Below are 20,752 nucleotides of genomic sequence, written 5' to 3' on the forward strand. Positions count from 1 at the left end.
ATGAACGATGTGAAAGCCTGGTATCAGTCCCGCACCGTCTGGGGCGCGCTGATCGCGATCCTCGCCTCCTTCGCCCACGCGCTGGGGATCGAGGTGACGGCGGGCGACGAGGGCGAACTCGCCGACCTGATCGTCGCGGCCGTCGGCGTCGTGGGTGGGCTCGTGGCGCTGATCGGCCGTCTTTCGGCACGCCGGCGCGTCGGCTGACGCTTTGCGGAAAGTCTGCCCGGCATTCATTTGCCATTCAGCGAGGATCGTTTATTGCTTGCGTCACACTGATGAGCACCTGAAAGTATGTCGATGGCCTCGCCAATTCTCATAACCGCACTTGCGGCCAGCCTGATGCACCCGGTCCCGTTCGATGCGGGCATCCAGCGGGATGTCGTCTCGGTTTCGGGCGACTGCAGCAATGCGGCTGCGCAGGTGGTGGCCCAGACGGGCGGCGAACTGCTCTCGGCGGAGCCGAGCGGCGACAGCTGCGTGGTGACTGTGCTGGTGCCGGGCAAGGACAATGCCCGGCCGCGCAAGGTGACGGTACGCGTACCGATGTAAGACCGTCGGGCCAGCCGGCCCGGCGAGGGGATTGCTGATAGAAAGAGGGCGCATGCGAATCCTGGTGGTCGAGGACGACGTCAACCTGAGCCGACAGCTCAGCGAGGCCTTGAAGGAGGCCGGCTACGTGGTGGACCAGGCTTTCGATGGCGAGGAAGGGCATTATCTCGGCGACACCGAGCCCTATGATGCGATCATTCTCGATATCGGCCTGCCGGAAATGGACGGCATCACCGTACTGGAAAAATGGCGCGCCGACGGCAAGGGCATGCCCGTGCTGCTTTTGACGGCCCGCGACCGCTGGAGCGACAAGGTGGCCGGCATCGATGCCGGCGCCGACGACTATGTCGCCAAGCCTTTCCATGTCGAGGAGGTTCTGGCCCGCATCCGCGCCCTGATCCGCCGTGCGGCGGGCCATGCCAGCCCCGATATCGTCTGTGGCCCGGTGCGTCTCGATACCAAGGGTTCGAAGGCGACGGTCAACGGCGAGACGCTCAAGCTGACCTCGCACGAATACCGGCTTCTCTCCTACCTCATGCATCACATGGGCGAGGTCGTCTCGCGCACCGAACTGGTCGAGCATATGTACGACCAGGATTTCGACCGTGATTCCAACACGATCGAGGTCTTTGTCGGCCGGCTGCGCAAGAAGATCGGCGTCGACCTGATCGAGACCGTGCGCGGCCTCGGTTACCGGATGCAAGCCCCCGCCAATGGCAAATAACGCCAGACGCTCCCGCTCGCTCACCTTTCGCGTCCTTTTTCTCGCCTCCCTCTGGGCCGCGGTGGCGCTCGTCGTCATTGCCGTCGTCATCTCGACACTCTACCGGCAGAGCGCGGAGAAGAGTTTCCGCGACCTTCTGCGCGCGCAGCTCTACAACGTCATCAACTCGATCTCGACCAGCGAGAACACGCGTCTGGCCGGCACGCCGCAGCTCGGCGACCTGCGGTTCTTCCAGCCGCAATCCGGCTGGTACTGGATCGTCGAGCCGATCGGCGGCGCGCTGGAGGGCGAGGCGCTGACCTCCTCCTCGCTCGGCACGGGCAGCATTCCCATCCCCGACACCGACAGCATTCCCTTCGACACCCGCTACGAGCGCTTCTACACGACCATCGATTCCTTCGGGAACGAGGTCGAGGTGGGCGAGACGGAAGTGGTGCTCGACGACGAGGGCCGTACGGCGCGTTTTCGCGTGGTCGGCAACCGCGACGTGCTGGAAAGCGATATCAGCGATTTCTCGGGCAGCCTTTATCTGGCGCTGGCGGGTTTCGGCGTCGGCAGCCTGCTGCTCAACGCGGCGGCGATCCTGATCGGTCTTCGGCCGCTCGACCGCGCCCGAAAGGCCCTGGAAAAGATCCGTGCCGGGGAGAGCGAGCAGCTCGACGGCGATTTCCCGCGCGAAATCCTTCCGCTCGCCAGTGAGGTGAACGCGCTGATCGACAGCAACCATCGCATCGTGGAGCGGGCGCGCATGCAGGTGGGCAATCTCGCCCACTCGCTGAAGACGCCCATTGCCGTGCTTCTCAACGAATCGCGGCTGATCGCCGCGCCGCAGGGCGAACTGGTCAAGACGCAGGCCGAGGCGATGCAGGGCCAGGTGCAATCCTATCTCAACCGCGCCCGCATCGCCGCCCAGCGCGAATCGGTGCTGGCCCGGACGGAAGCGCTGCCGGTGCTGGAGCGGCTGGTGCGCGTGATGCGGCGGCTGAATGCCGACAAGCAGTTTCCCCTTCATGTCGATCCGCCCGGCATCATGCTGGCGATGGAGCAGCAGGACATCGAGGAAACCGTCGGCAACCTCCTCGAAAACGCCGCGCGCTATGCCAGAACCACCGTCAGCCTGCGCGTCTTCATGGCGCCCGCCGATCTGCGCGGGAGCGACGATGCGCGCAAGAGCTGGGTCATCGTCGAAGTCGAGGATGACGGGCCGGGCCTGGAGCCCGACGAGATCCGCGAGGCGATGAAGCGGGGTAAACGGCTGGACGAAAGCAAGCCGGGCACCGGCCTCGGCCTTTCCATCGTCAGCGAGATCGCGTCGGAATACCAGGGTGTTTTCGGACTGTCCCGCGGCGAAGGCGGCGGGCTTCTCGCGCGTCTCGTTCTGCCTGCCGTTACAAAGGATGTTGCCTGACACGGCGGACAATGCAACAAGGGATGGTCCGCGATATGAGGATCGCGGAATTGAAGAATGACGGCGGCGTGCCGCCCTTGTGTGAGAGACGGTTCCAGCGGATGAAGACGGGTTTGCGCGGCGCCTTTTTCCCCCTCCTTCTGGCGACAGTGACGGTTTCGGGATGTACGACCACATCGGGTGGAAAGACCGCCCTCGGCGGCTCGTCATCCGGCGGCCTTTCCGGTCCTGGCACCTATATCACGGCCCTTCAGGGCGGCCTTGTCAGCCGCAACACGGCGACACAGCTGTCGAAAGCCGATATGCAGCGTGCGCTCGAGGCCGAATATCGTGCGCTTGAAGCCGCCCCCGGCGGCCAGCCCGTCGTCTGGCAGGGCAAGGGCGTCAGCGGTTCGGTGGTCGCGGCCGCGCCTTACCAGGTCGGCTCGCAGAACTGCCGGCAGTACAGCCACACGCTGACGGTCGAGGGCCGCGAAACCGCCACGCGCGGTGCGGCCTGCCGCAATCCCGAGGGTGCCTGGACGCCCTTGTCCTGAGCCTGACGGCCCGTTGCGGCGAAACGCCTCAAATTCGCGTCATTGTTCCCTGGGGAATTGGAAACGCCTGCATGTTCCAGTAATGGAACGGGCATGCTTTTCTGGATTCTCGTCGCCATCCTGACGGCAGCGGTCGCCGCCGTCCTTCTCCTGCCCCTGCTGCGCCGGCCTGCGGCCGCCGCGGGCGACGCCAGCCATGATGTCGAGGTCTACCGCGACCAGCTCGAGGAGCTGAAGCGCGACGAGGCCACCGGGCTGATCGCGGCGAACGAGGCGGAACTCGCCCGCGCCGAAGTCGCGCGCCGGCTGATTGCGGCGAGCAAGGCCGAGGCGAAGGAACAGGCAGCCCCCGCGACGCGCCGCAACCGGCTGGCGCAGGCCTTCGTCATCGTGATCCTGCCCCTCACCGGTCTCTGTCTTTACATCGCCAACGGCCGGCCGGACCTGCCGGCGCAGCCGCTGGCGGAGCGTCTCGCCAATCCCGGAAACGACGTCAATATCCTGATCGCGCGGGCGGAAAGCCATCTGGCGCGCAATCCCGACGACGGCGCGGGCTGGGATCTGCTGGCGCCGATCTATTACCGCAACGGCCGTATGGAAGACGCGGCCAACGCCTTCTCGCAGGCGATCCGGCTGCTCGGCCCCAACCAGGAGCGGCTCGACGGCTATGCGGAAACGCTGATCGCCCAGGCGAACGGCATCGTGACGGCGGATGCCCGCGCGCGGCTCGAACAGTCGCTGGCTTTGCAGGCCGACAATCCGCGTGCGAAATATTACCTGGCGCTGGCGCTGGAGCAGGACGGCCGCCGCGCCGAGGCCCGCGCCGCCTTCGAGGCCATGGCGAAGGACGCCCCGGCGGACGCGCCCTGGCTGCCGCTGGTCAACCGGCATATCGCGGCGCTCGCCGGGGGCACGGAAACCGCGCCGGGCGGCGCGCTCGGCAATCCCACGGCGGGCGACGTGGCGGCGGCGGAGGAAATGTCGGCCGGCGACCGCCAGCAGATGATCGCGGGCATGGTCGACAGCCTTGCCGCCAAGCTTGCCGACGACCCTGACAATCTCGAAGGATGGATGCGCATCATCCGTTCCTATGTTGTGCTGGATCAAAGGCCGAAGGCGGAGGCCGCGCTACAGACGGCGCTCAAGACGTTCCCGGCGGACAGCGAAAACGGCAGGCAGCTCGTGGCGCTCGCCCGGGACCTGTCAATCTCGACCGGGGGAGGCGGACAATGACACGCAAGCAAAAGCGTCTGGCGGTTATCGGCGGCGGCGTCGCCTTTCTCGTGGCGGCCGTGCTGCTCGTGATGTTCGCCTTCAGCCAGTCCATCGCCTATTTCTATGTGCCCGGCGATCTGGCCAAGGCGAGCGTCCCGCCCGGCACGCGCATTCGCCTCGGCGGCCTCGTCGAAGACGGCACGGTCAAGCGGGGCGAAGGATCGACCGTTACCTTCACGGTGACGGATACGCTGGCGACGGTGCCGGTAACCTATACCGGTATCCTGCCCGACCTGTTCCGCGAAGGGCAGGGCGTGGTGGCCGAAGGCGCCTTCGGCACCGATGGGCTGTTCGTCGCCGATACGGTGCTTGCCAAGCATGACGAGACCTATATGCCGAAGGACGTGGCGGACAGGCTCAAGGCGCAGGGCGTGGAACTCTCCGGCAAGGAAACGATCAAATGATCATCGAGCTCGGCCATTATGCTCTCATCCTGGCGCTGGCGACCGTCATCATCCAGGCGGTGCTGCCGCTCATCGGGACGATCCGCAACGACCGCGCGCTGATGGCCGTGGCGCCGGCCGCGGCCTTTGCCGGTTTCCTGCTCGTGCTGTTTTCCTTTTCGGTGCTGACCTTCGCCTATGTCGTTTCGGATTTCTCCGTCGCGAATGTCTGGGAGAACTCGCATTCGCTGAAGCCGATGATCTACAAGATCTCCGGCGTGTGGGGAAACCATGAGGGCTCGATGCTGCTCTGGCTCCTCATCCTGGTCTTCTTCAGCGCGCTGGTCGCAAGCTTCGGCGCCAACCTGCCCGAGCGGTTGCGGGCCAATGTGCTGGCCGTGCAGGGCCTGATCTCGACGGCCTTTGCGCTCTTCATCCTCCTGACGTCGAACCCCTTCATCCGCCTGTCGCCGGCGCCCGCCGAGGGGCAGGACCTAAACCCGGTCCTGCAGGATATCGGCCTCGCCATCCACCCGCCGCTGCTCTATCTCGGCTATGTCGGCTTTTCCGTCTGTTTCTCGTTTGCGATCGCCGCGCTGATCGATGGCCGCATCGATGCGGCCTGGGCGCGCTGGGTGCGGCCCTGGGCACTCACCGCCTGGTCGTTCCTGACCGCCGGCATCGCCATGGGTTCCTACTGGGCCTATTACGAATTGGGTTGGGGCGGCTGGTGGTTCTGGGATCCGGTGGAGAATGCCTCGTTCATTCCCTGGCTCGCCGGCACCGCGTTGCTGCATTCGGCGCTCGTCATGGAAAAGCGCGAGGCGCTGAAGATCTGGACCGTGCTGCTTGCCATCCTGACCTTTTCCATGTCGCTGCTCGGCACCTTCCTGGTGCGCTCGGGCGTGCTGACCTCGGTGCACGCTTTCGCGACAGACCCGACGCGCGGCGTCTTCATCCTGGCGATCCTCGTCTTCTTCATCGGCGGCGCACTGTCGCTCTTTGCCTTCCGCGCGGCGACCCTGAAGGCCGGCGGCCTGTTTGCGCCGATCTCGCGGGAGGGCTCGCTCGTTCTCAACAACCTGATCCTCACCACGGCCGCCGCGACGGTGCTGACGGGCACGCTCTATCCCCTCGTGCTGGAGGCGCTGACCGGCGAGAAGATTTCCGTCGGACCGCCGTTCTTCAACCTGACCTTCGGCCTGCTGATGCTGCCGCTCCTGCTGGCGGTGCCGTTCGGTCCGCTGCTGGCCTGGAAGCGTGGCGATATGCTTGCGGCAGGGCAGCGGCTGTTTGCGGCTGCCGCGATCGGCCTCGTGGTGGCCGCGGCGGTGATGTACGCCCATAGCGGCGGGCCGCTGCTGGCCTATTTCGGCATCGCCATGGGCTTTTACATGATCGCCGGCGCGGTCACGGATCTGTGGCTGCGCGCCGGTATCGGCAAGGTGGCCGGCAATGTCGCGTTCCGCCGCTTCGTCGGCCTGCCGGGCTCGGCGTTCGGCACGGCGCTCGCGCATATCGGCGTCGGTGTCACGGTCATCGGCATCGTCGCCGTCACCGCCTTCGAGACCGAGCATGTCGTGGAAATGAAGCCGGGCATGCAGGTCGAGGCCGGCGGCTTCACGCTGACCTTTGACGGCATGCGCCGTGGGCAGGGGCCGAACTATTCCGAGGAATCCGGGCACTTCACCGTGGCCCGCGGCGGCACGGTCGTCACCGACATCTGGTCGTCGAAGCGGTTCTACACGGCGCGGCGCATGCCGACGACGGAGGCGGGCATCCGTACGTTCTGGTTCAGCCAGCTCTATGTTTCGCTCGGCGATGCCATGGCGGACGGCGGCATCGTCGTGCGGGTGTGGTGGAAGCCGATGATCCTGTGCATCTGGATCGGCACGCTCATCATGATGGCGGGCGGCGCGGTCTCGCTGTTCGACCGGCGCCTGCGCGTCGGCGCGCCGCAAAAGGCCCGCAAGGGTAAGCCGGCCCTGGAGGCGGCCGAATGATGCGCCGCCTGCTCCTCGCCGCCGCGTTCCTGCTCGCCGCGTTTCCGGCCTTTGCGGTCAATCCCGACGAGGTGCTTTCCGATCCGGCGCTGGAAGCGCGCGCCCGGGCGCTGTCCGCCCAGCTTCGCTGCATGGTCTGCCAGAACCAGTCGATCGATGATTCGAATGCCGAACTCGCCCGCGACCTGCGCCTTCTGGTGCGCGAGCGGCTGACGAATGGCGACAGCGACGAGGCCGTCATTAATTATGTCGTCTCGCGCTACGGCGAATTCGTGCTGCTCAATCCGCGCCTGCGTGGCGAGACGCTCCTCCTATGGGGCGCGCCGGTCGTGCTGTTTCTCGCGGGTGCCGCGGCCATGGTCCTCTTCGTGCGCAAACGCGGCGGCAAGCCCACGGGAACGCCGCTGTCCGATGCCGAAAAGGCCGAACTGGATCGCGCCCTGCGCCGCGACTGACAGGAAAATTCCAACATTACGAAAAATTCATGCGGCGGATAGTGTGCCGTAATGTGCGACCGCCTATCTCTTCTTCATCGGCTGCCTGGCGCAGCCCCTGAAAGAAGAGAGAAGGTGCACAGAATGGCCAAGATTTCCGCGTTCCGTCCGAGCCTCAAGGCCGCGTTGCAGACGACCACCGTCGCAGGGCTTGCAGCCGTCATGCTCGCGACCGGCATCCCCGCGCGCGTTACCGAAAGCTATGCAGAAGCCGTTTCCGTCCAGGCGCCGCAGGTTGCGAGCTTCGCCGACGTCGTTCAGGCCGTTTCCCCGGCCGTGGTTTCCGTCCGTGTCGAATCCGATGCCAAGCCGTCCAATGACGAGAGCAATTTCTCGTTCAACTTCGGCGGTCGCGGCTTCGACGAGTTGCCCGACGACCACCCGCTGAAGCGCTTCTTCCGTGAATTCGGCGGCCAGGACCAGTTCCGCGGCGACCGTGGACCCGACCGTCGCTTCGGTGACCGCCGTGGCCCGGGCCGCAAGCCGCATCTTCGCCCGACCGCACAGGGCTCCGGCTTCTTCATCTCCGAAGACGGCTATATCGTCACCAACAACCATGTCGTCAGCGATGGCTCGGCCTTCACGGTCGTGATGAACGACGGCACCGAGCTGAAGGCCACGCTCGTCGGCAAGGACAGCCGCACCGACCTCGCCGTGCTGAAGGTCGATGAGAAGGACAAGCGCAAGTTCACCTATGTGAGCTTCGCCGACGACAGCCAGATCCGCGTCGGCGACTGGGTCGTGGCGGTCGGCAACCCGTTCGGCCTCGGCGGCACCGTGACGGCGGGCATCATCTCCGCCCGCGGCCGTGACATCGGCTCCGGACCCTATGACGACTACCTCCAGGTGGACGCCGCCGTGAACCGGGGCAATTCGGGTGGCCCGACCTTCAACCTCAACGGCCAGGTCGTCGGCATCAACACCGCCATCTTCTCGCCGTCGGGCGGCAATGTCGGCATCGCGTTTGCGATTCCCGCGTCGGTCGCCAAGGGCGTCGTCGCCAACCTGATGAAGGATGGCAAGGTCGACCGTGGCTGGCTCGGCGTGCAGATCCAGCCGGTCAGCCGCGACATCGCCGATTCGCTCGGCCTGGCGGATGCCGCCGGTGCCCTCGTGGTCGAGCCGCAGGCCGACTCGCCCGGTGCCAAGGCCGGCATCAAGAAGGGTGACGTGATCACCGCGCTTGAAGGCGAACCGGTCAAGGATCCGCGTGACCTCGCCCGCCGCGTCGCCGATATCGCACCCGGCAAGACGGTCGATGTCGCCGTCTGGCGCGATGGCAAGTCGCAGACCATCAAGGTCGAGATCGGCACGCTCGCCGGCGAAGCCATCGAGGCGGCCACGACCACGGATGACGCTGCTCCCGCAGAGGAATCCAGTGAACAGGCGCTCGCCGATCTCGGCATCTCCGTCACGCCCGGCAATGACGGCCTGACCGTCTCCTCCGTCGATCCGGACTCCGACGCCAGCGATCGCGGCCTCAAGGAAGGCGACCGCATCACCTCCGTCAACAACCAGACGGTCAAGTCCGCGGACGAGGTGATGAAGGTGATCGAGGCCGCCCGCAAGGATGGCCGCTCCAAGGCGCTGTTCCAGGTCGAGACCAAGGACGGCAGCCGCTTCCTGGCGCTCCCCATCGACCAGGGCTGACCGGCTCCGTAAATCATCGCATTGACGGCGCCGCGGGATCGCACGATTTCGCGGCGCTGCCGTATCCGGCGCGTGCTGCTGGTAAAGCCCGCCGAACATGCTGTAAGGTTCCGCCATGAAGTTATTGATTGTGGAAGACGATCTGGAAGCAGCCGCCTATCTCGCGAAGGCCTTTCGCGAGGCCGGCATCGTTCTCGATCATGCCAGCGATGGCGAGAGCGGCCTCTTCCTGGCCACGGAAAACAGCTACGACGTGCTGGTCATCGACCGCATGCTGCCGCGGCGTGACGGCCTTTCGCTGATCTCCGAGCTGCGCCAGCGCAACATCCACACGCCCGTGCTCATCCTGTCCGCGCTCGGGCAGGTCGATGACCGCGTGACCGGCCTGCGCGCCGGCGGCGACGACTACCTGCCAAAGCCCTATGCCTTCAGCGAGCTTCTCGCCCGCGTGGAGGTCCTCGGCCGCCGCAAGGGCACGCCGGAACAGGATATGGTCTACCGGGTGGGCGATCTCGAACTCGACCGTCTGTCCCACACCGTCAAGCGCGCCGGCAAGGAAATCCTGCTCCAGCCGCGCGAGTTCCGTCTGCTCGAATATCTCATGAAGAATGCCGGGCAGGTGGTCACGCGCACCATGCTGCTCGAGAACGTCTGGGATTATCATTTCGATCCGCAGACCAACGTCATCGATGTGCATGTCTCGCGGCTGCGTTCGAAGATCGAGAAGGATTTCGACCAGCCGCTGCTGCGCACCGTGCGCGGCGCGGGCTATATGATGAAGGAAGAGGCGGCGGTCTGATCCCATGCAACGACTGCTTGGCCGGCTGACTGCCCTCTACCGCACGACCGCCGTGCGCCTTTCGGCGGTTTATCTCCTGCTGTTTGCCGCCTGCGCGGCCGTTCTCGTCTTCTACGTTTCCTCCATGTCCGAAGGCCTACTGCAACAGCAGATGCGCGAGGCCGTGGGGCAGGAGGCCGAGCAGATCGAGCGCATCTTCGACAACAACGGCATGAACGGCCTCCTGCGCACGCTCGAGCGGCGCGCACGCCAGCCGGGCGCCAATCTCTACATCATCGCAAGCCCCACCGGCGAGGTGCTGGCCGGCAACGTCGCCTCCATCCAGCCGGGCGTGCTGGACACGGAAGGCTGGACGGAAACGCCCTTCCGCTACCAGCGCTATCAGGAGGAGACGCGCGGCACCAACCGTCCCATGGCCTATGCGCAGGTCAACGTTCTGTCGAACGGGCTTCGCATCCTTGTCGGCCGCGACCTCGGCGAGCCCGAGAACTTTCGCAAGCTGGTGCGGCAGGCGCTGATGGTGGCGCTGGGCGTGATGGGCGTCGGCGCGCTCGCCATCTGGTACCTCATCGGGCGCAACGCGCTGAAGCGCATGGACCGCATGTCGGATGCCAGCCAGCGCATCATGGCCGGCGATCTGTCCCAACGCCTCCCCACCAGCGGATCCGGCGACGAATTCGACCGCCTCTCCGAATCGCTCAACACCATGCTCGGCCGCATCGAGAAGCTCGGCGAGGGGCTGAAGCAGGTTTCCGACAACATCGCCCACGACCTCAAGACGCCGCTGACGCGGCTGCGCAACAAGGCGGAAGCGGCGCTTGCCGGCGGGGATGGGGCCGATCACCGCGCGGCACTGGAGGAGATGATCGGCGAATCCGACCAGCTCATCCGCACCTTCAACGCTCTCCTGATGATCTCCCGCGTCGAGGCCGGTCAAGCGCCGGCGGAAATGAGCGCGGTGGATATCAGCGGCATCGCGCATGACAGCGCCGAACTCTATGAGCCCGTCGCCGAGGATTGCGGCCTGAAATTCACGACCGACATCGCAGACGGTATCGAGGTGAAGGGCAATCGCGAGCTTGTCGGTCAGGCGCTCGGCAATCTCATCGACAACGCGATCAAATATGCCGAGGGCAGCGGCGGGGAGCCGGATATCCGCATCTCGCTGGCAAGGCGGGACAACGAGGTCGTGCTTGCCGTGGCAGACAGCGGCCCGGGCGTGCCGGAAGACAAGTATGGCGACGTCGTCGAACGCTTCGTGCGCCTCGATGCCAGCCGTTCCAAGCCCGGAACGGGGCTCGGCCTGTCGCTCGTCGGGGCGGTCATGGAAATGCACCACGGCCGCCTGGAACTGGACGCCACCCATCCCGAACGGGAAAACAACCGTGGCCTGACGGTCAGAATGGTTTTCCCCGTCCTGCCGGACTGATACATCTCCTCCTCAAAAGGCGAGGAGACATCATGACTGTAACGACGGCAACGCGGCTATCCGATCTTGCGGCCTCTCCCATCCGGCCCCTGAGCCAGACGGATGCCAAATCGGTCCTCTCCGATCTCAAGGACTGGGGCCGCGATCACCCGGCGATTGCCGGCCTTGCCGCCACCGAAGGTCCCCTCAAGGACTTCATCGTCGCGGCATTCTCCCTCTCCCCCTATCTGCGTGACACCGCCCGCATCGATCCCGCCCTCTTGGCACGCGCGCTGGAGGAGCCGGTTCTGCCCGCCATCGAGGCGGCCATTGCCCGCGCCCGTAAAGCCTGGCAGCCGGGCGAGGGGGAGGTGACGGAGGCGGTGCTGATGACGCGGCTTCGCGTCGCCAAGCGCGAGGTCGCCTTCCTCACCGCGCTTGCCGATCTCGCCCGCATCTTCGATGCCCGCCGGACGACGGCGCTTCTGACGGAGCTCGCCGAAGCCACCACGTCGGCGGCCATCGATCATCTGCTGCTGTCGGCCCATGAAAGCGGCAAGGTGAAGCTGCCGGACCCCGCCCATCCCGGCGAGAAATCCGGCCTCATCGTGCTCGGCATGGGCAAGCTCGGTGCGGCGGAACTCAACTACTCCTCCGATATCGACCTCGTCGTCTTCTTCGATCCGATGGCCGACATCGCGACGGATCCGACGGAGGCGGTGGAGACGTTTTCCCGCCTCGTGCGCCGCCTCATCCGCATCATGCAGGAGCGCACGGCCGACGGTTACGTCTTCCGCACCGACCTGCGCCTGCGGCCCGATCCCGGCGCCACGCCGCTTGCGATCTCCTTCGATTCCGCCATGCTCTACTACGAGAGCCGAGGCCAGAACTGGGAGCGCGCCGCCTTCATCAAGGCCAAGCCCGTCGCCGGGGACATCGAGACCGGCCGCAACTTCCTCAAGGGTCTCGTTCCCTTCGTTTTCCGCAAGTATTTGGACTATGCGGCGATTGCCGACATCCATTCGATCAAGCGGCAGATCCATGTCCACAAGGGGCATGGCGAGATCGCCGTAAAGGGGCACAACGTCAAGCTCGGCCGCGGCGGCATCCGCGAGATCGAGTTCTTCGTGCAGACCCAGCAACTCATCGCCGGTGGCCGCGTGCCCGCGTTGCGCCTGCGCGCGACCGAGCCGATGCTCGCCGAACTCGCCAAGGCCAACTGGATCGACGAGGCGACCGCCGACGAGCTGACGGAGGCCTACTGGTTCCTGCGCGACGTCGAACACCGCCTGCAGATGGTGCGCGACGAACAGACCCACACCCTGCCCGAGACCGAAGCCGAGCTGAAACGCATCGCCTTCATGCTCGGCTTCGAGGACACGGCGCACTTCTCCGACAAGCTGGTGTCCGTGCTGAAGACCGTCGAGCGCCGCTATGCCGCCCTGTTCGAGCAGGAGGCGAAGCTGTCGTCGGAGGCTGGCAATCTCGTCTTCACCGGCCAGAAGGACGATCCCGATACGCTGGAGACGCTGAAGAAGCTCGGTTTCGAGCGCCCCGCCGACATTTCCCGCACCATCCGGACCTGGCATTACGGCCGCTATCGCGCCACGCAGTCCGTCGAGGCGCGCGAGCGGCTGACGGAACTGACACCGGAACTGCTGCGCGTCTTCGGCCAGAGCAAGCGGGCGGACGACGCGCTGCTGCGTTTCGACAGCTTCATTTCCGGCCTGCCGGCCGGCATCCAGCTGTTCTCGTTGCTCGGCAACAATCCCGCGCTGCTCTCCCTCATCGTCAACATCATGTCGTCCGCGCCGCGCCTTGCCGAAGTGATCGCGGCAAAGCCGCATGTCTTCGACGGCATGCTGGATCCCGGCCTTCTGGCGGAATTGCCAACGCGCGCCTATCTCGCCGATCGCATCGAGGGCTTCGTTTCGGGCGCGCGCCACTATGAGGAAACTCTCGACCGCCTGCGCATCATCGCCGCCGAGCAGCGCTTTCTGATCGGCATCCGCCTGCTGACGGGTGCCATCACCGGAAAGCAGGCGGCGCGCGCCTTCACCCATGTCGCAGACCTTATCGTCGCGGCGGCGCTGAAAGCGGTGCTCGACGAGGTTGAGGCGGCGCACGGCAAGTTCCCGGGCGGGCGCGTGGCGCTCGTCGGCATGGGCAAGCTCGGCAGCTTCGAGCTGACGGCCGGCTCCGACATCGACCTCATCCTTCTCTATGATCACGACAGCGACGCCTTCGAGTCGGATGGCGTAAAGCCGCTCGACAACATCAAGTACTTCACCCGCATCACCCAGCGCCTGATCGCGGCCCTTTCCGCGCCCACGGCGGAGGGCGTGCTCTACGAGGTGGACATGCGCCTGCGGCCCTCCGGCAACAAGGGCCCGGTCGCCACCCGCATCACATCCTTCGCAAAGTACCAGGCCGAGGAGGCATGGACCTGGGAGCACATGGCGCTGACCCGCGCGCGCCTCCTCTGCGGCGATGACAGCCTGGTGGCCGAGGCGGGAGAAATCTTCCGTGGCGTGCTGGGCCGCAAGCGCGATGTCGCCAAGACGGCGAAGGACGTGGCGGAGATGCGCACGCTCATCGATCAGGAAAAGCCGCCGAAGGACATCTGGGACCTCAAGCTCATCCCCGGTGGCCTGATCGATATCGAGTTCATCGCCCAGTTCCTCGCGCTGGTCGCCCCGGCGCGTGGCGCCGCCCAACCGGATAAGGCGCTTCCGACCTGGGAAGCGCTTGCCGAACTCGGCCACGCCATGATGGATCCGAACGACCTGGAGACCGTGCAGGGCGCGCTGTCGCTCTATACGGAAATCTCGCAGATCGTGCGCTTGTGCGTGGATGGCGGTTTCGATCCGAAGGAGGCGCCGGCCGGGCTCATCGACCTCGTCTGCCGGGCAGGCGAGTGCCCGGACCTGCGCACGCTCGAGGCGGAAATCCGCCGTGTCTCCAAGGCGGTGCGCAAGATCTTCCAGGCGACGGTCAAAGGCTGACCGTCGCGCCCGTCAGGCCGCCGCCAGATGCAGCGCGGCGAGCCGTTCGCGGTCGGGAATGCGCACGGAGATGATCGTGCCCTTGCCCTCGTCGGAGCGGATGCGCATGGCGCCGCCGTGCAGGTGGGCGAGCGAGCGCGAGATGGCGAGGCCCAGCCCCGAACCGCCCTTGCTCTTGGCGTACTGGCTCTGCACCTGTTCGAAGGGCTGGCCGATCTTCTGGAGGGCGGATTTCGGAATGCCGATGCCGGTGTCGGCGATCGTCAGCGTGACGGCGCCGTTCACCCGCCGCGCCCGCACTTCCACCTTGCCGCCCTCGTTGGTGAACTTCATGGCGTTCGACAAGAGGTTCAGCAGGATCTGCTTCATTGCCCGGCGGTCGGCCACCGTGACGAGGTTGCCGGGGCAGGCCTGCTCGACCGTGATGTTCTTCTTTTCTGCCTGCAGCATGGTGAGACGCAGCGTCTCCTCGATCAGCGGCGCCAGGTCCACCGCCTCGCAGCTGATGCGCATGTGCCCCGCCTCGATCTTCGACATGTCGAGAATGTCGCTGATGACGTTGAGCAGGTGCTTGCCGCTTTCGTGGATGTCGCGGGAATATTCGCGGTACTTGTCCGAGCCGATCGGGCCGAACATCTGGTTCTGCAGGATTTCGGAGAAGCCGAGGATGGCGTTGAGCGGCGTGCGCAGCTCATGCGACATGTTGGCAAGGAATTCCGACTTGGCGCGGTTCGCCGCCTCGGCGCGTTCCTTCTCGGCCTGATAATTGGCATTGGCGAGCGAAAGCTCGGTCTTCTGCCGCTCCAGCTTGGCGCGCGAGGCCGAAAGGTCGCCGATGGTCGCCATCAGGCGGCGCTCGGATTCGCGCAGGCGCACCTGGTGGCGCTTCATCATGGTGATGTCGGTGCCGACGGAAACGCGTCCGCCGTCGCGCGTGCGGCGCTCGTTGATCTGCAGCCAGCGTTCGTCCGCCAGCTGCACTTCGGTGGTCTGCGAAACGCCTGTGCCGTCGGCATCGGCGATACGCCGCTCGATGACGGGGCGGGCGGCCGCGGCATTCACCACGGCGCGCTCCGTGCCGGGCACCAGCACCTCGTCCGGCAGGCCATAGGCCTGCTGGTAATGCGCATTGCACATGACGAGCCGGTCGTTCTTGTCCCACAGCACGAAGGCTTCCGACGTGCATTCGATGGCGTCGGCAAGCCGCTCGTCGGCTTCCTGGTAGCGCTGGGCGAGGCGGTGCTGTTCCGTCACGTCCATGGCGATGCCGATCATGTGCATGCGGCCGGAGGACATGCGGATGAGCTGGGCGCGCGCCCGCATCCAGACATAGTGTCCGTCGGCATGGCGCATGCGGAAGACCTGGTCCACCTGCTTGGCCTCGCCGCGGGCAACCGCGCGCGCCACCTGGTAGATGCCGTCGTCGTCGGGATGCATCAGCCGCGCGGCGTCCCCGAAGGACAGCACGCTGTCGCGGGCGGGCATGCCAAGCATCTCGTACATCGAGCTCGACCAGAACAGCCGGCGATTTTCCAGGTCGAAGTCCCACAGGCCGCAGCGGCCGCGTGCCAGCGCCGTTTCCACCCGCAGGTTGGATTCCGCGAAGATGGCATCGGCGTCGCGCGCGCGCTTCGCCTGGATGTAATAGGCGTAGAGAATGACGAGCAGGATCGCCGAAATCCCGGTGAAGAGCGTCACGTTCAGGGCAATCTCGTCGCGCCAGAAGAGCGCGGTCTGGCCCAGCGGATTGGCCACCACGATGAAGCCGCCCTTGCGCGGCATTTCCACGAGCGAAGCGTAATAGTCTTCGCCGGCGATGCGCGTGCGGAAGACGGTGGCGGGTTCGCCGAAATACTGGATGGCGGCAAGCTCGGGCGAGAAGCGCGCGAGCGACTGGCCGACATAGCGCGAGGCCGCCAGCGAGCTGCCGAAGACGCGGCCGTTTTCCGCAACGAACAGCACGATGCCGCCCGGCTGCATGCGATCCTGCGGCAGGTTGACGGACAGCGTCGCCTCCACCGCCATGCGGTCGGCCTCGGCAAGGCTTTGCGCCATCTTGCCGGAGAAGGCGGCGCCGACGGCCAGCGCCGTCAGCGAGGTCGTGTCGCGCACGCTCGTTTCCATCCGGTCATGTTCGACCAGAATGCCGACGACCCGCGATATCGCCACGACAAGCAGGAATGCAATGATCAGGATCGGTATAGACCGTTTCAGCACGGGCTCCGCCCGTGACAGACGCCGTGCGGTCGGCCCCGCGAAAATCTTCGCTGGCCCCGTCGCCTCGCATTTCCAGGCCGCCATTCCCGGAAATTTGAGACGAGTCCACCCGCCGGCTGCGCGTCCTCGTTGCGCGTCCGCCATAGTCTTCAAACCTTTGTAACCCTCTCGTGATTCGGCGCGCCGCTCGCCCGAATCTGCCCTAATGAATCAATTGTGATTCGGCTTGTCCATAGAAAAGGTAAAACTTTTTTAACCATTTTTGACGGGTGCGATTTCGCAGTCCGGACCGGCACTTAAGCGCCGCTTTGGCCGCTGTCGGGCTGCCGTCGCATGCTGTCCTGCGTGCGCCAATCCTTCAAGAGCTGGGCGCGCCGGCGGGGATAGCGGCTCTCCAGAAGCGTGATTTCGCGCATGCGGTCGGTGCGGAAATGCCGGAAGTCGTTGCGCGCCTCGCACCAGGCGACCAGCATGCGCGTCTCCTCGAAATAGCCGAGCGCGACCGGCCAGACGACCCTGTCCGTAAAGGTGCCGGCAACGTCCGCATAGGCGAGCCGCAGCTTGCGCTCGCGACGGATGGCGCTGCGCAGCAGCACGAGATCCACCACTTCCGCATCCACCACCCGGCGCGGCCCCACCAAAAGCGCCGTGTTTTCCAGCTCGTCGCGCAGCTCCGCCGGCAGCACGGCGGAAATCTTGGCAAGCGCGTCCGATGCCGCCTTGGTCATCGGCATGTCGGCGAACTTCTGCACCCAGCGGAAGCCGAGCATCAGTGCCTCCAGCTCGCTTTGCGAGAACATTAGCGGCGGCAGCATGAAGCCGGGGCGCAGCACATAGCCGACGCCCGGCTCGCCCTCGATGTCGGCGCCCTGTGCCTGCAGCGTGGCGATGTCGCGATAGAGCGTGCGAATGCTGACGCCAAGCTCGTCCGCAAGCGTCGCGCCGCTCACCGGATGCCGGTGGCGCCTGAGAAGCTGGAGAAGGGCAAGCAGTCTTTCGGAACGGGCCATGGCACGATACTGCCATTTTCTGGCAGTGGTGTCGCCTAGTATCTTTTCGTCAACACAGCGAAAGGACGCGTTCCATGACCTCTCCCAACCTCCTGATCCTCTATGTCGAGAATGCCCTTGAAAGCGCTCGGTTCTACAAGATGATCTTCGGCACGGCGCCGCTCATCCAGTCGCCGGGCTTCGTATCCTTCCGGTTCGATAACGGTCTCGGTCTCGGGCTCTGGGCGACCAGCTCGTCTGAATTCGTTTCGGGCGGCACGGGTCACCGCGGCGAGATCGCCATCGTCGTCGATGAGGATGCGCAGATCGACAGGCTGCATGAGGAATGGAGCGCCGCGGGCGTTGCCATCGAGCAGCCGCCGTTCACGGCCGCCTTCGGCCGCACCTTCGTCGCGCTCGACCCTGATGGCCACCGCATCCGCGTCTGCCCGCCGGACAAGTAAGCGAAGAGGGCTCAGCCCTTCAGCATGCGCTCCACGATGTCGGAGACGTCGGAGGAGAGCTTCTCGCCCGCAGCGATGGTGCGCAACGCGTTGCGGGCGTGATCGGACCGGACCGCCTCCAGCGCGCGCCAGGAGCGCATGGAGGTGAGGATGCGTGCGGCGAGCTGCGGGTTCTTCGGGTCGATCTCCAGGATCTGCTCGGCCAGGAAACGGTAGCCCGCGCCATCCGCCCGGTTGAAGCCGGTCGGGTTGGAGAAGGCGAAGGTGCCGACGAGCGCGCGAACGCGGTTCGGGTTCGACTTGGTGAAATGCGGGCTCGTCATCAGCGCCTGGACGCGGGCAAGCGCCCCGTCGCCCGGAATGGTCGACTGGATGGCGAACCACTTGTCGATGACGAGCGCATTGTCCGCAAAGCGGGCGCGGAAGGATTCAAGCGCCTCCGCCGTTTCCGTCGCAGCCGGGAAGCGATGCGCCAGCACCGTCAGCGCGGCGCTGAGGTCCGTCATGTTGTCGGCGCTCGCGAAGGCCTCGGCCGCACGCGCCGGCGTGCCGTCGCTGACGGCGAGATAGGAGAGGGCGGCATTGCGCAGCGCGCGCTGCCCCGCACTTGCGGCATCCGGCGTGAAGGCGCCCTGCGTGCGGTGACGTTCGAACAGCGTCGCGAAGACCTCGGCGCCGCGATTGGCGATGAAGGCCAGCACGGCTTCGCGGCCGGTGCGGATGGCATCGGGATCGTTGTTGCTGCCCAGTTCCCGGGCGATATCGGATTCCGACGGCAGCGCCAGCGCCTGCGCACGGAAGGCGGGCTCCAGGCTTTCGTCGCCGGCAATGGCGATCAGCGTATCGGCAAGCATTGCGGTCGTCTCGACCGTCTCGCCGGCGCGCGCCTTGCTCGCCGCCTCGACGAGGCTCGGCAGGGCTAGATCGTTCAGCGCCTGCCAGCGCGAGAAGAGATCGCTGTCATGGCGCGCGATATGGGCGAGATCGGCCGGCGCCTGTTCGAAATGCAGGTTGACGGGCGCAGAGAAACTGCGGTTCAGCACCAGGACCGGACGCGACGGAATGCCGGAGAAGGTCACCGTCTGGCGACGCTCCTTCAGGTGCAGCACATCGCCGGTGATATCGGCCCCGCTGACGGCGGCGACCTTCGCCTCCGAACCATCCTCCAGCAGCAGGCCGAAGCGCAGCGGGATATGCATCGGTTCCTTGATGCTCTGGCCGGGCGTCGGCGGGATCATCTGCTCCAGCGACAGCGTGAATTCGCCCTTCGCCTGGTCGTAGGCGCAGGAAACGCTGACGAGCGGCGTGCCGGCCTGATGATACCAGAGCGAGAACTGCGCGAGGTCGACGCCGTTGGCGTCCTCGAAGCACTTCACGAAGTCTTCGATCGTCGCGGCATCGCCGTCGTGGCGCTCGAAGTACAGGTCCATGCCCTTCTTGAACCCGTCCTTGCCGACGATGGTCGCGATCATGCGCGTCACCTCGGAGCCCTTCTCATAGACGGTCGTCGTGTAGAAGTTGTTGATTTCGCGGTATTTCGTTGGCCGCACCGGATGGGCGAGGGGGCCGGCATCCTCGGGGAACTGCTCCGATTTCAGGTGGCGCACCTCCGCGATGCGCTTGACCGGGCGCGAGCGCTGGTCGGCGGAGAATTCGTGGTCGCGATAGACCGTCAGGCCTTCCTTCAGGCACAGCTGGAACCAGTCGCGGCAGGTGACGCGGTTGCCGGTCCAGTTGTGGAAATATTCGTGGGCGATGATCGCCTCGATATTCGCATAGTCCTGGTCCGTCGCCGTTTCCGGATCGGCCAGCACGTATTTGTCGTTGAAGACGTTGAGCCCCTTGTTCTCCATGGCGCCCATGTTGAAGTCGGAGACGGCGACGATCATGAAGATGTCGAGGTCGTATTCGCGGCCGAACACCTCTTCGTCCCACTTCATGGAGCGTTTCAGCGCGTCCATCGCATAGGCCGCACGCGCTTCCTTGCCGTGTTCGACATAGATCTTCAGCGTCACCTCGCGGCCGGACATCGTCGTGAACGCGTCCTCCACGACGCCGAGGTCACCGGCGACGAGCGCGAAGAGATAGGATGGCTTGGGGTGCGGATCGAACCAGGCCGCGAAGTGCTTGCCTTCGCCATAGCCGGCGCCACCGAGGAAGTTGCCGTTGGAAAGCAGCAGCGGGCAGCTCGCCTTGTCGGCGATGATGTTGACCGTATAGACCGCCAGGACATCCGGCCGGTCCGGGAAGTAGGTAATGCGGCGAAAACCCTCGGCCTCGCACTGCGTGCAATAGACGCCATTCGAGCGATAGAGGCCCATCAGCTGGGTGTTGGCCTCCGGGTTGATCATCGTTGTGATGGTGATTTCGAAGGGCTCGCTTGCCGGCAGGTCGCGGATGGTCAGGCTATCAGGCGTGGCGTCATAGCGTGCCGCGTCCATCTCCATCTGGTCGAAGAGCAGGCCCGTCATGACGAGCTCGTCGCCGTCGAGAACCAACGGGGCGGCCGTATCGGCGCCTTCGCGGCGGTGGAAAATCAGGCGCGCCTCGACCTTGGTTTCCGTGGGGTCCAGTTCGAAAGTCAGGTCGACGCGCTCGAGAACGAAGTCAGTCTGGCGATAATCCGCCAGATGGATGATCTGGCCGTTCTCAGTCCGCATGGATATGTCCTGTTCCTATCGCTCCGGCCTGTCCCGCTCGTGCATGACGCGACATCCCGCCGGGCGCATTGCCCCCAAATTCCTCCGATTGATATGCTTATCCGCTTAACATCTCATTTCCACGGAACCGCCGTTCACAACTTTGTGCTAACGTGAGACAGTTTCCAGGCGTCCGCCGGATGGGA

Annotated in this window: 17 protein-coding genes; 14 read left to right on the forward strand and 3 right to left on the reverse strand. The window is 65.5% G+C overall.

The window, feature by feature from the left end:
* The 13 genes from GR158_RS09670 (at position 1) to GR158_RS09730 (ending at position 14,237) form a co-directional block, all read left to right on the forward strand.
* Positions 1–207: a hypothetical protein gene (locus GR158_RS09670; RefSeq protein WP_134647551.1), complete on the forward strand. Its 207-nt coding sequence runs from the start codon at positions 1–3 to the stop codon at positions 205–207.
* 93 nt (positions 208–300) lie between these two features.
* Positions 301–552 (forward strand): hypothetical protein, encoded by a 252-nt coding sequence (locus GR158_RS09675; RefSeq protein ID WP_134647549.1) that lies wholly within the window; start codon positions 301–303, stop codon positions 550–552.
* A 52-nt stretch (positions 553–604) separates the two neighbouring features.
* Positions 605–1,276 (forward strand): response regulator transcription factor, encoded by a 672-nt coding sequence (locus GR158_RS09680; protein ID WP_134647547.1) that lies wholly within the window; start codon positions 605–607, stop codon positions 1,274–1,276.
* Positions 1,266–2,684: a HAMP domain-containing sensor histidine kinase gene (locus GR158_RS09685; protein ID WP_160870901.1), complete on the forward strand. Its 1,419-nt coding sequence runs from the start codon at positions 1,266–1,268 to the stop codon at positions 2,682–2,684. Before GR158_RS09680 ends, GR158_RS09685 begins: the two co-directional genes overlap by 11 nt.
* A 101-nt stretch (positions 2,685–2,785) precedes the next feature.
* Positions 2,786–3,220 carry a hypothetical protein gene (locus GR158_RS09690; protein WP_134647542.1) on the forward strand — a complete coding sequence of 145 codons (435 nt, stop codon included), beginning with the start codon at positions 2,786–2,788 and terminating at the stop codon, positions 3,218–3,220.
* 93 nt (positions 3,221–3,313) lie between these two features.
* On the forward strand, positions 3,314–4,453 hold the full coding sequence (gene ccmI / locus GR158_RS09695) for a c-type cytochrome biogenesis protein CcmI (RefSeq protein ID WP_160870902.1): 1,140 nt from the start codon (positions 3,314–3,316) through the stop codon (positions 4,451–4,453).
* Positions 4,450–4,899: a cytochrome c maturation protein CcmE gene (ccmE, locus tag GR158_RS09700; protein ID WP_134647538.1), complete on the forward strand. Its 450-nt coding sequence runs from the start codon at positions 4,450–4,452 to the stop codon at positions 4,897–4,899. Before ccmI ends, ccmE begins: the two co-directional genes overlap by 4 nt.
* Entirely contained in the window at positions 4,896–6,881 is a 1,986-nt protein-coding gene (locus GR158_RS09705; RefSeq protein WP_160870903.1) for a heme lyase CcmF/NrfE family subunit, read from the forward strand. The genes ccmE and GR158_RS09705 overlap by 4 nt, the downstream gene beginning before the upstream one ends.
* Positions 6,878–7,336 carry a cytochrome c-type biogenesis protein gene (locus tag GR158_RS09710; RefSeq protein ID WP_160870904.1) on the forward strand — a complete coding sequence of 153 codons (459 nt, stop codon included), beginning with the start codon at positions 6,878–6,880 and terminating at the stop codon, positions 7,334–7,336. Before GR158_RS09705 ends, GR158_RS09710 begins: the two co-directional genes overlap by 4 nt.
* Before the next feature lie 123 nt (positions 7,337–7,459).
* The gene (locus GR158_RS09715; protein ID WP_160870905.1) at positions 7,460–9,025 is read left to right on the forward strand and encodes a Do family serine endopeptidase; all 1,566 of its coding nucleotides are present in this window, start codon (positions 7,460–7,462) and stop codon (positions 9,023–9,025) included.
* Between the two features lie 115 nt (positions 9,026–9,140).
* Positions 9,141–9,824 (forward strand): response regulator transcription factor, encoded by a 684-nt coding sequence (locus tag GR158_RS09720; protein ID WP_134647530.1) that lies wholly within the window; start codon positions 9,141–9,143, stop codon positions 9,822–9,824.
* Positions 9,825–9,828: 4 nt separating this feature from the next.
* On the forward strand, positions 9,829–11,253 hold the full coding sequence (locus GR158_RS09725; RefSeq protein WP_160870906.1) for a HAMP domain-containing sensor histidine kinase: 1,425 nt from the start codon (positions 9,829–9,831) through the stop codon (positions 11,251–11,253).
* Positions 11,254–11,285: 32 nt separating this feature from the next.
* Positions 11,286–14,237 (forward strand): bifunctional [glutamine synthetase] adenylyltransferase/[glutamine synthetase]-adenylyl-L-tyrosine phosphorylase, encoded by a 2,952-nt coding sequence (locus tag GR158_RS09730; protein ID WP_160870907.1) that lies wholly within the window; start codon positions 11,286–11,288, stop codon positions 14,235–14,237.
* Between the two features lie 12 nt (positions 14,238–14,249).
* On the opposite strand, the gene GR158_RS09735 is transcribed toward GR158_RS09730, so the two are convergent.
* Together GR158_RS09735 and GR158_RS09740 are read right to left on the reverse strand one after the other, a co-directional pair.
* Entirely contained in the window at positions 14,250–16,607 is a 2,358-nt protein-coding gene (locus tag GR158_RS09735; protein ID WP_160870908.1) for a PAS domain-containing sensor histidine kinase, read from the reverse strand.
* Between the two features lie 143 nt (positions 16,608–16,750).
* Entirely contained in the window at positions 16,751–17,464 is a 714-nt protein-coding gene (locus GR158_RS09740; protein WP_160870909.1) for a YafY family protein, read from the reverse strand.
* Positions 17,465–17,538: 74 nt separating this feature from the next.
* Here GR158_RS09740 and GR158_RS09745 point away from each other — a divergent pair, with 74 nt between their 5' ends.
* Positions 17,539–17,907, forward strand: a complete 369-nt coding sequence (locus GR158_RS09745) for a VOC family protein (protein WP_134647522.1) — start codon at positions 17,539–17,541, stop codon at positions 17,905–17,907.
* Positions 17,908–17,918: 11 nt separating this feature from the next.
* Here the strand turns inward: GR158_RS09745 and pepN are convergent, their stop codons facing one another.
* Positions 17,919–20,567 carry an aminopeptidase N gene (gene pepN / locus GR158_RS09750; protein WP_160870910.1) on the reverse strand — a complete coding sequence of 883 codons (2,649 nt, stop codon included), beginning with the start codon at positions 20,565–20,567 and terminating at the stop codon, positions 17,919–17,921.
* Between the last annotated feature and the right edge of the window lie 185 nt (positions 20,568–20,752).

The organism is Shinella sp. AETb1-6, assembly GCF_009826875.1.
Classification (GTDB): Bacteria; Pseudomonadota; Alphaproteobacteria; order Rhizobiales; family Rhizobiaceae; genus Shinella; species Shinella sumterensis.

Coding starts and splice junctions, on each gene's coding strand:
- pepN (WP_160870910.1), bottom strand. CDS start 20,567: ATGCGGACTGAGAACGGCCAGATCATCCATCTGGCGGATTATCGCCAG.
- GR158_RS09740 (WP_160870909.1), bottom strand. CDS start 17,464: ATGGCCCGTTCCGAAAGACTGCTTGCCCTTCTCCAGCTTCTCAGGCGC.
- GR158_RS09715 (WP_160870905.1), top strand. CDS start 7,460: ATGGCCAAGATTTCCGCGTTCCGTCCGAGCCTCAAGGCCGCGTTGCAG.
- GR158_RS09685 (WP_160870901.1), top strand. CDS start 1,266: ATGGCAAATAACGCCAGACGCTCCCGCTCGCTCACCTTTCGCGTCCTT.
- GR158_RS09680 (WP_134647547.1), top strand. CDS start 605: ATGCGAATCCTGGTGGTCGAGGACGACGTCAACCTGAGCCGACAGCTC.
- GR158_RS09730 (WP_160870907.1), top strand. CDS start 11,286: ATGACTGTAACGACGGCAACGCGGCTATCCGATCTTGCGGCCTCTCCC.
- GR158_RS09670 (WP_134647551.1), top strand. CDS start 1: ATGAACGATGTGAAAGCCTGGTATCAGTCCCGCACCGTCTGGGGCGCG.
- ccmE (WP_134647538.1), top strand. CDS start 4,450: ATGACACGCAAGCAAAAGCGTCTGGCGGTTATCGGCGGCGGCGTCGCC.
- GR158_RS09690 (WP_134647542.1), top strand. CDS start 2,786: ATGAAGACGGGTTTGCGCGGCGCCTTTTTCCCCCTCCTTCTGGCGACA.
- GR158_RS09705 (WP_160870903.1), top strand. CDS start 4,896: ATGATCATCGAGCTCGGCCATTATGCTCTCATCCTGGCGCTGGCGACC.
- GR158_RS09710 (WP_160870904.1), top strand. CDS start 6,878: ATGATGCGCCGCCTGCTCCTCGCCGCCGCGTTCCTGCTCGCCGCGTTT.
- GR158_RS09745 (WP_134647522.1), top strand. CDS start 17,539: ATGACCTCTCCCAACCTCCTGATCCTCTATGTCGAGAATGCCCTTGAA.
- GR158_RS09720 (WP_134647530.1), top strand. CDS start 9,141: ATGAAGTTATTGATTGTGGAAGACGATCTGGAAGCAGCCGCCTATCTC.
- GR158_RS09675 (WP_134647549.1), top strand. CDS start 301: ATGGCCTCGCCAATTCTCATAACCGCACTTGCGGCCAGCCTGATGCAC.
- GR158_RS09725 (WP_160870906.1), top strand. CDS start 9,829: ATGCAACGACTGCTTGGCCGGCTGACTGCCCTCTACCGCACGACCGCC.
- ccmI (WP_160870902.1), top strand. CDS start 3,314: ATGCTTTTCTGGATTCTCGTCGCCATCCTGACGGCAGCGGTCGCCGCC.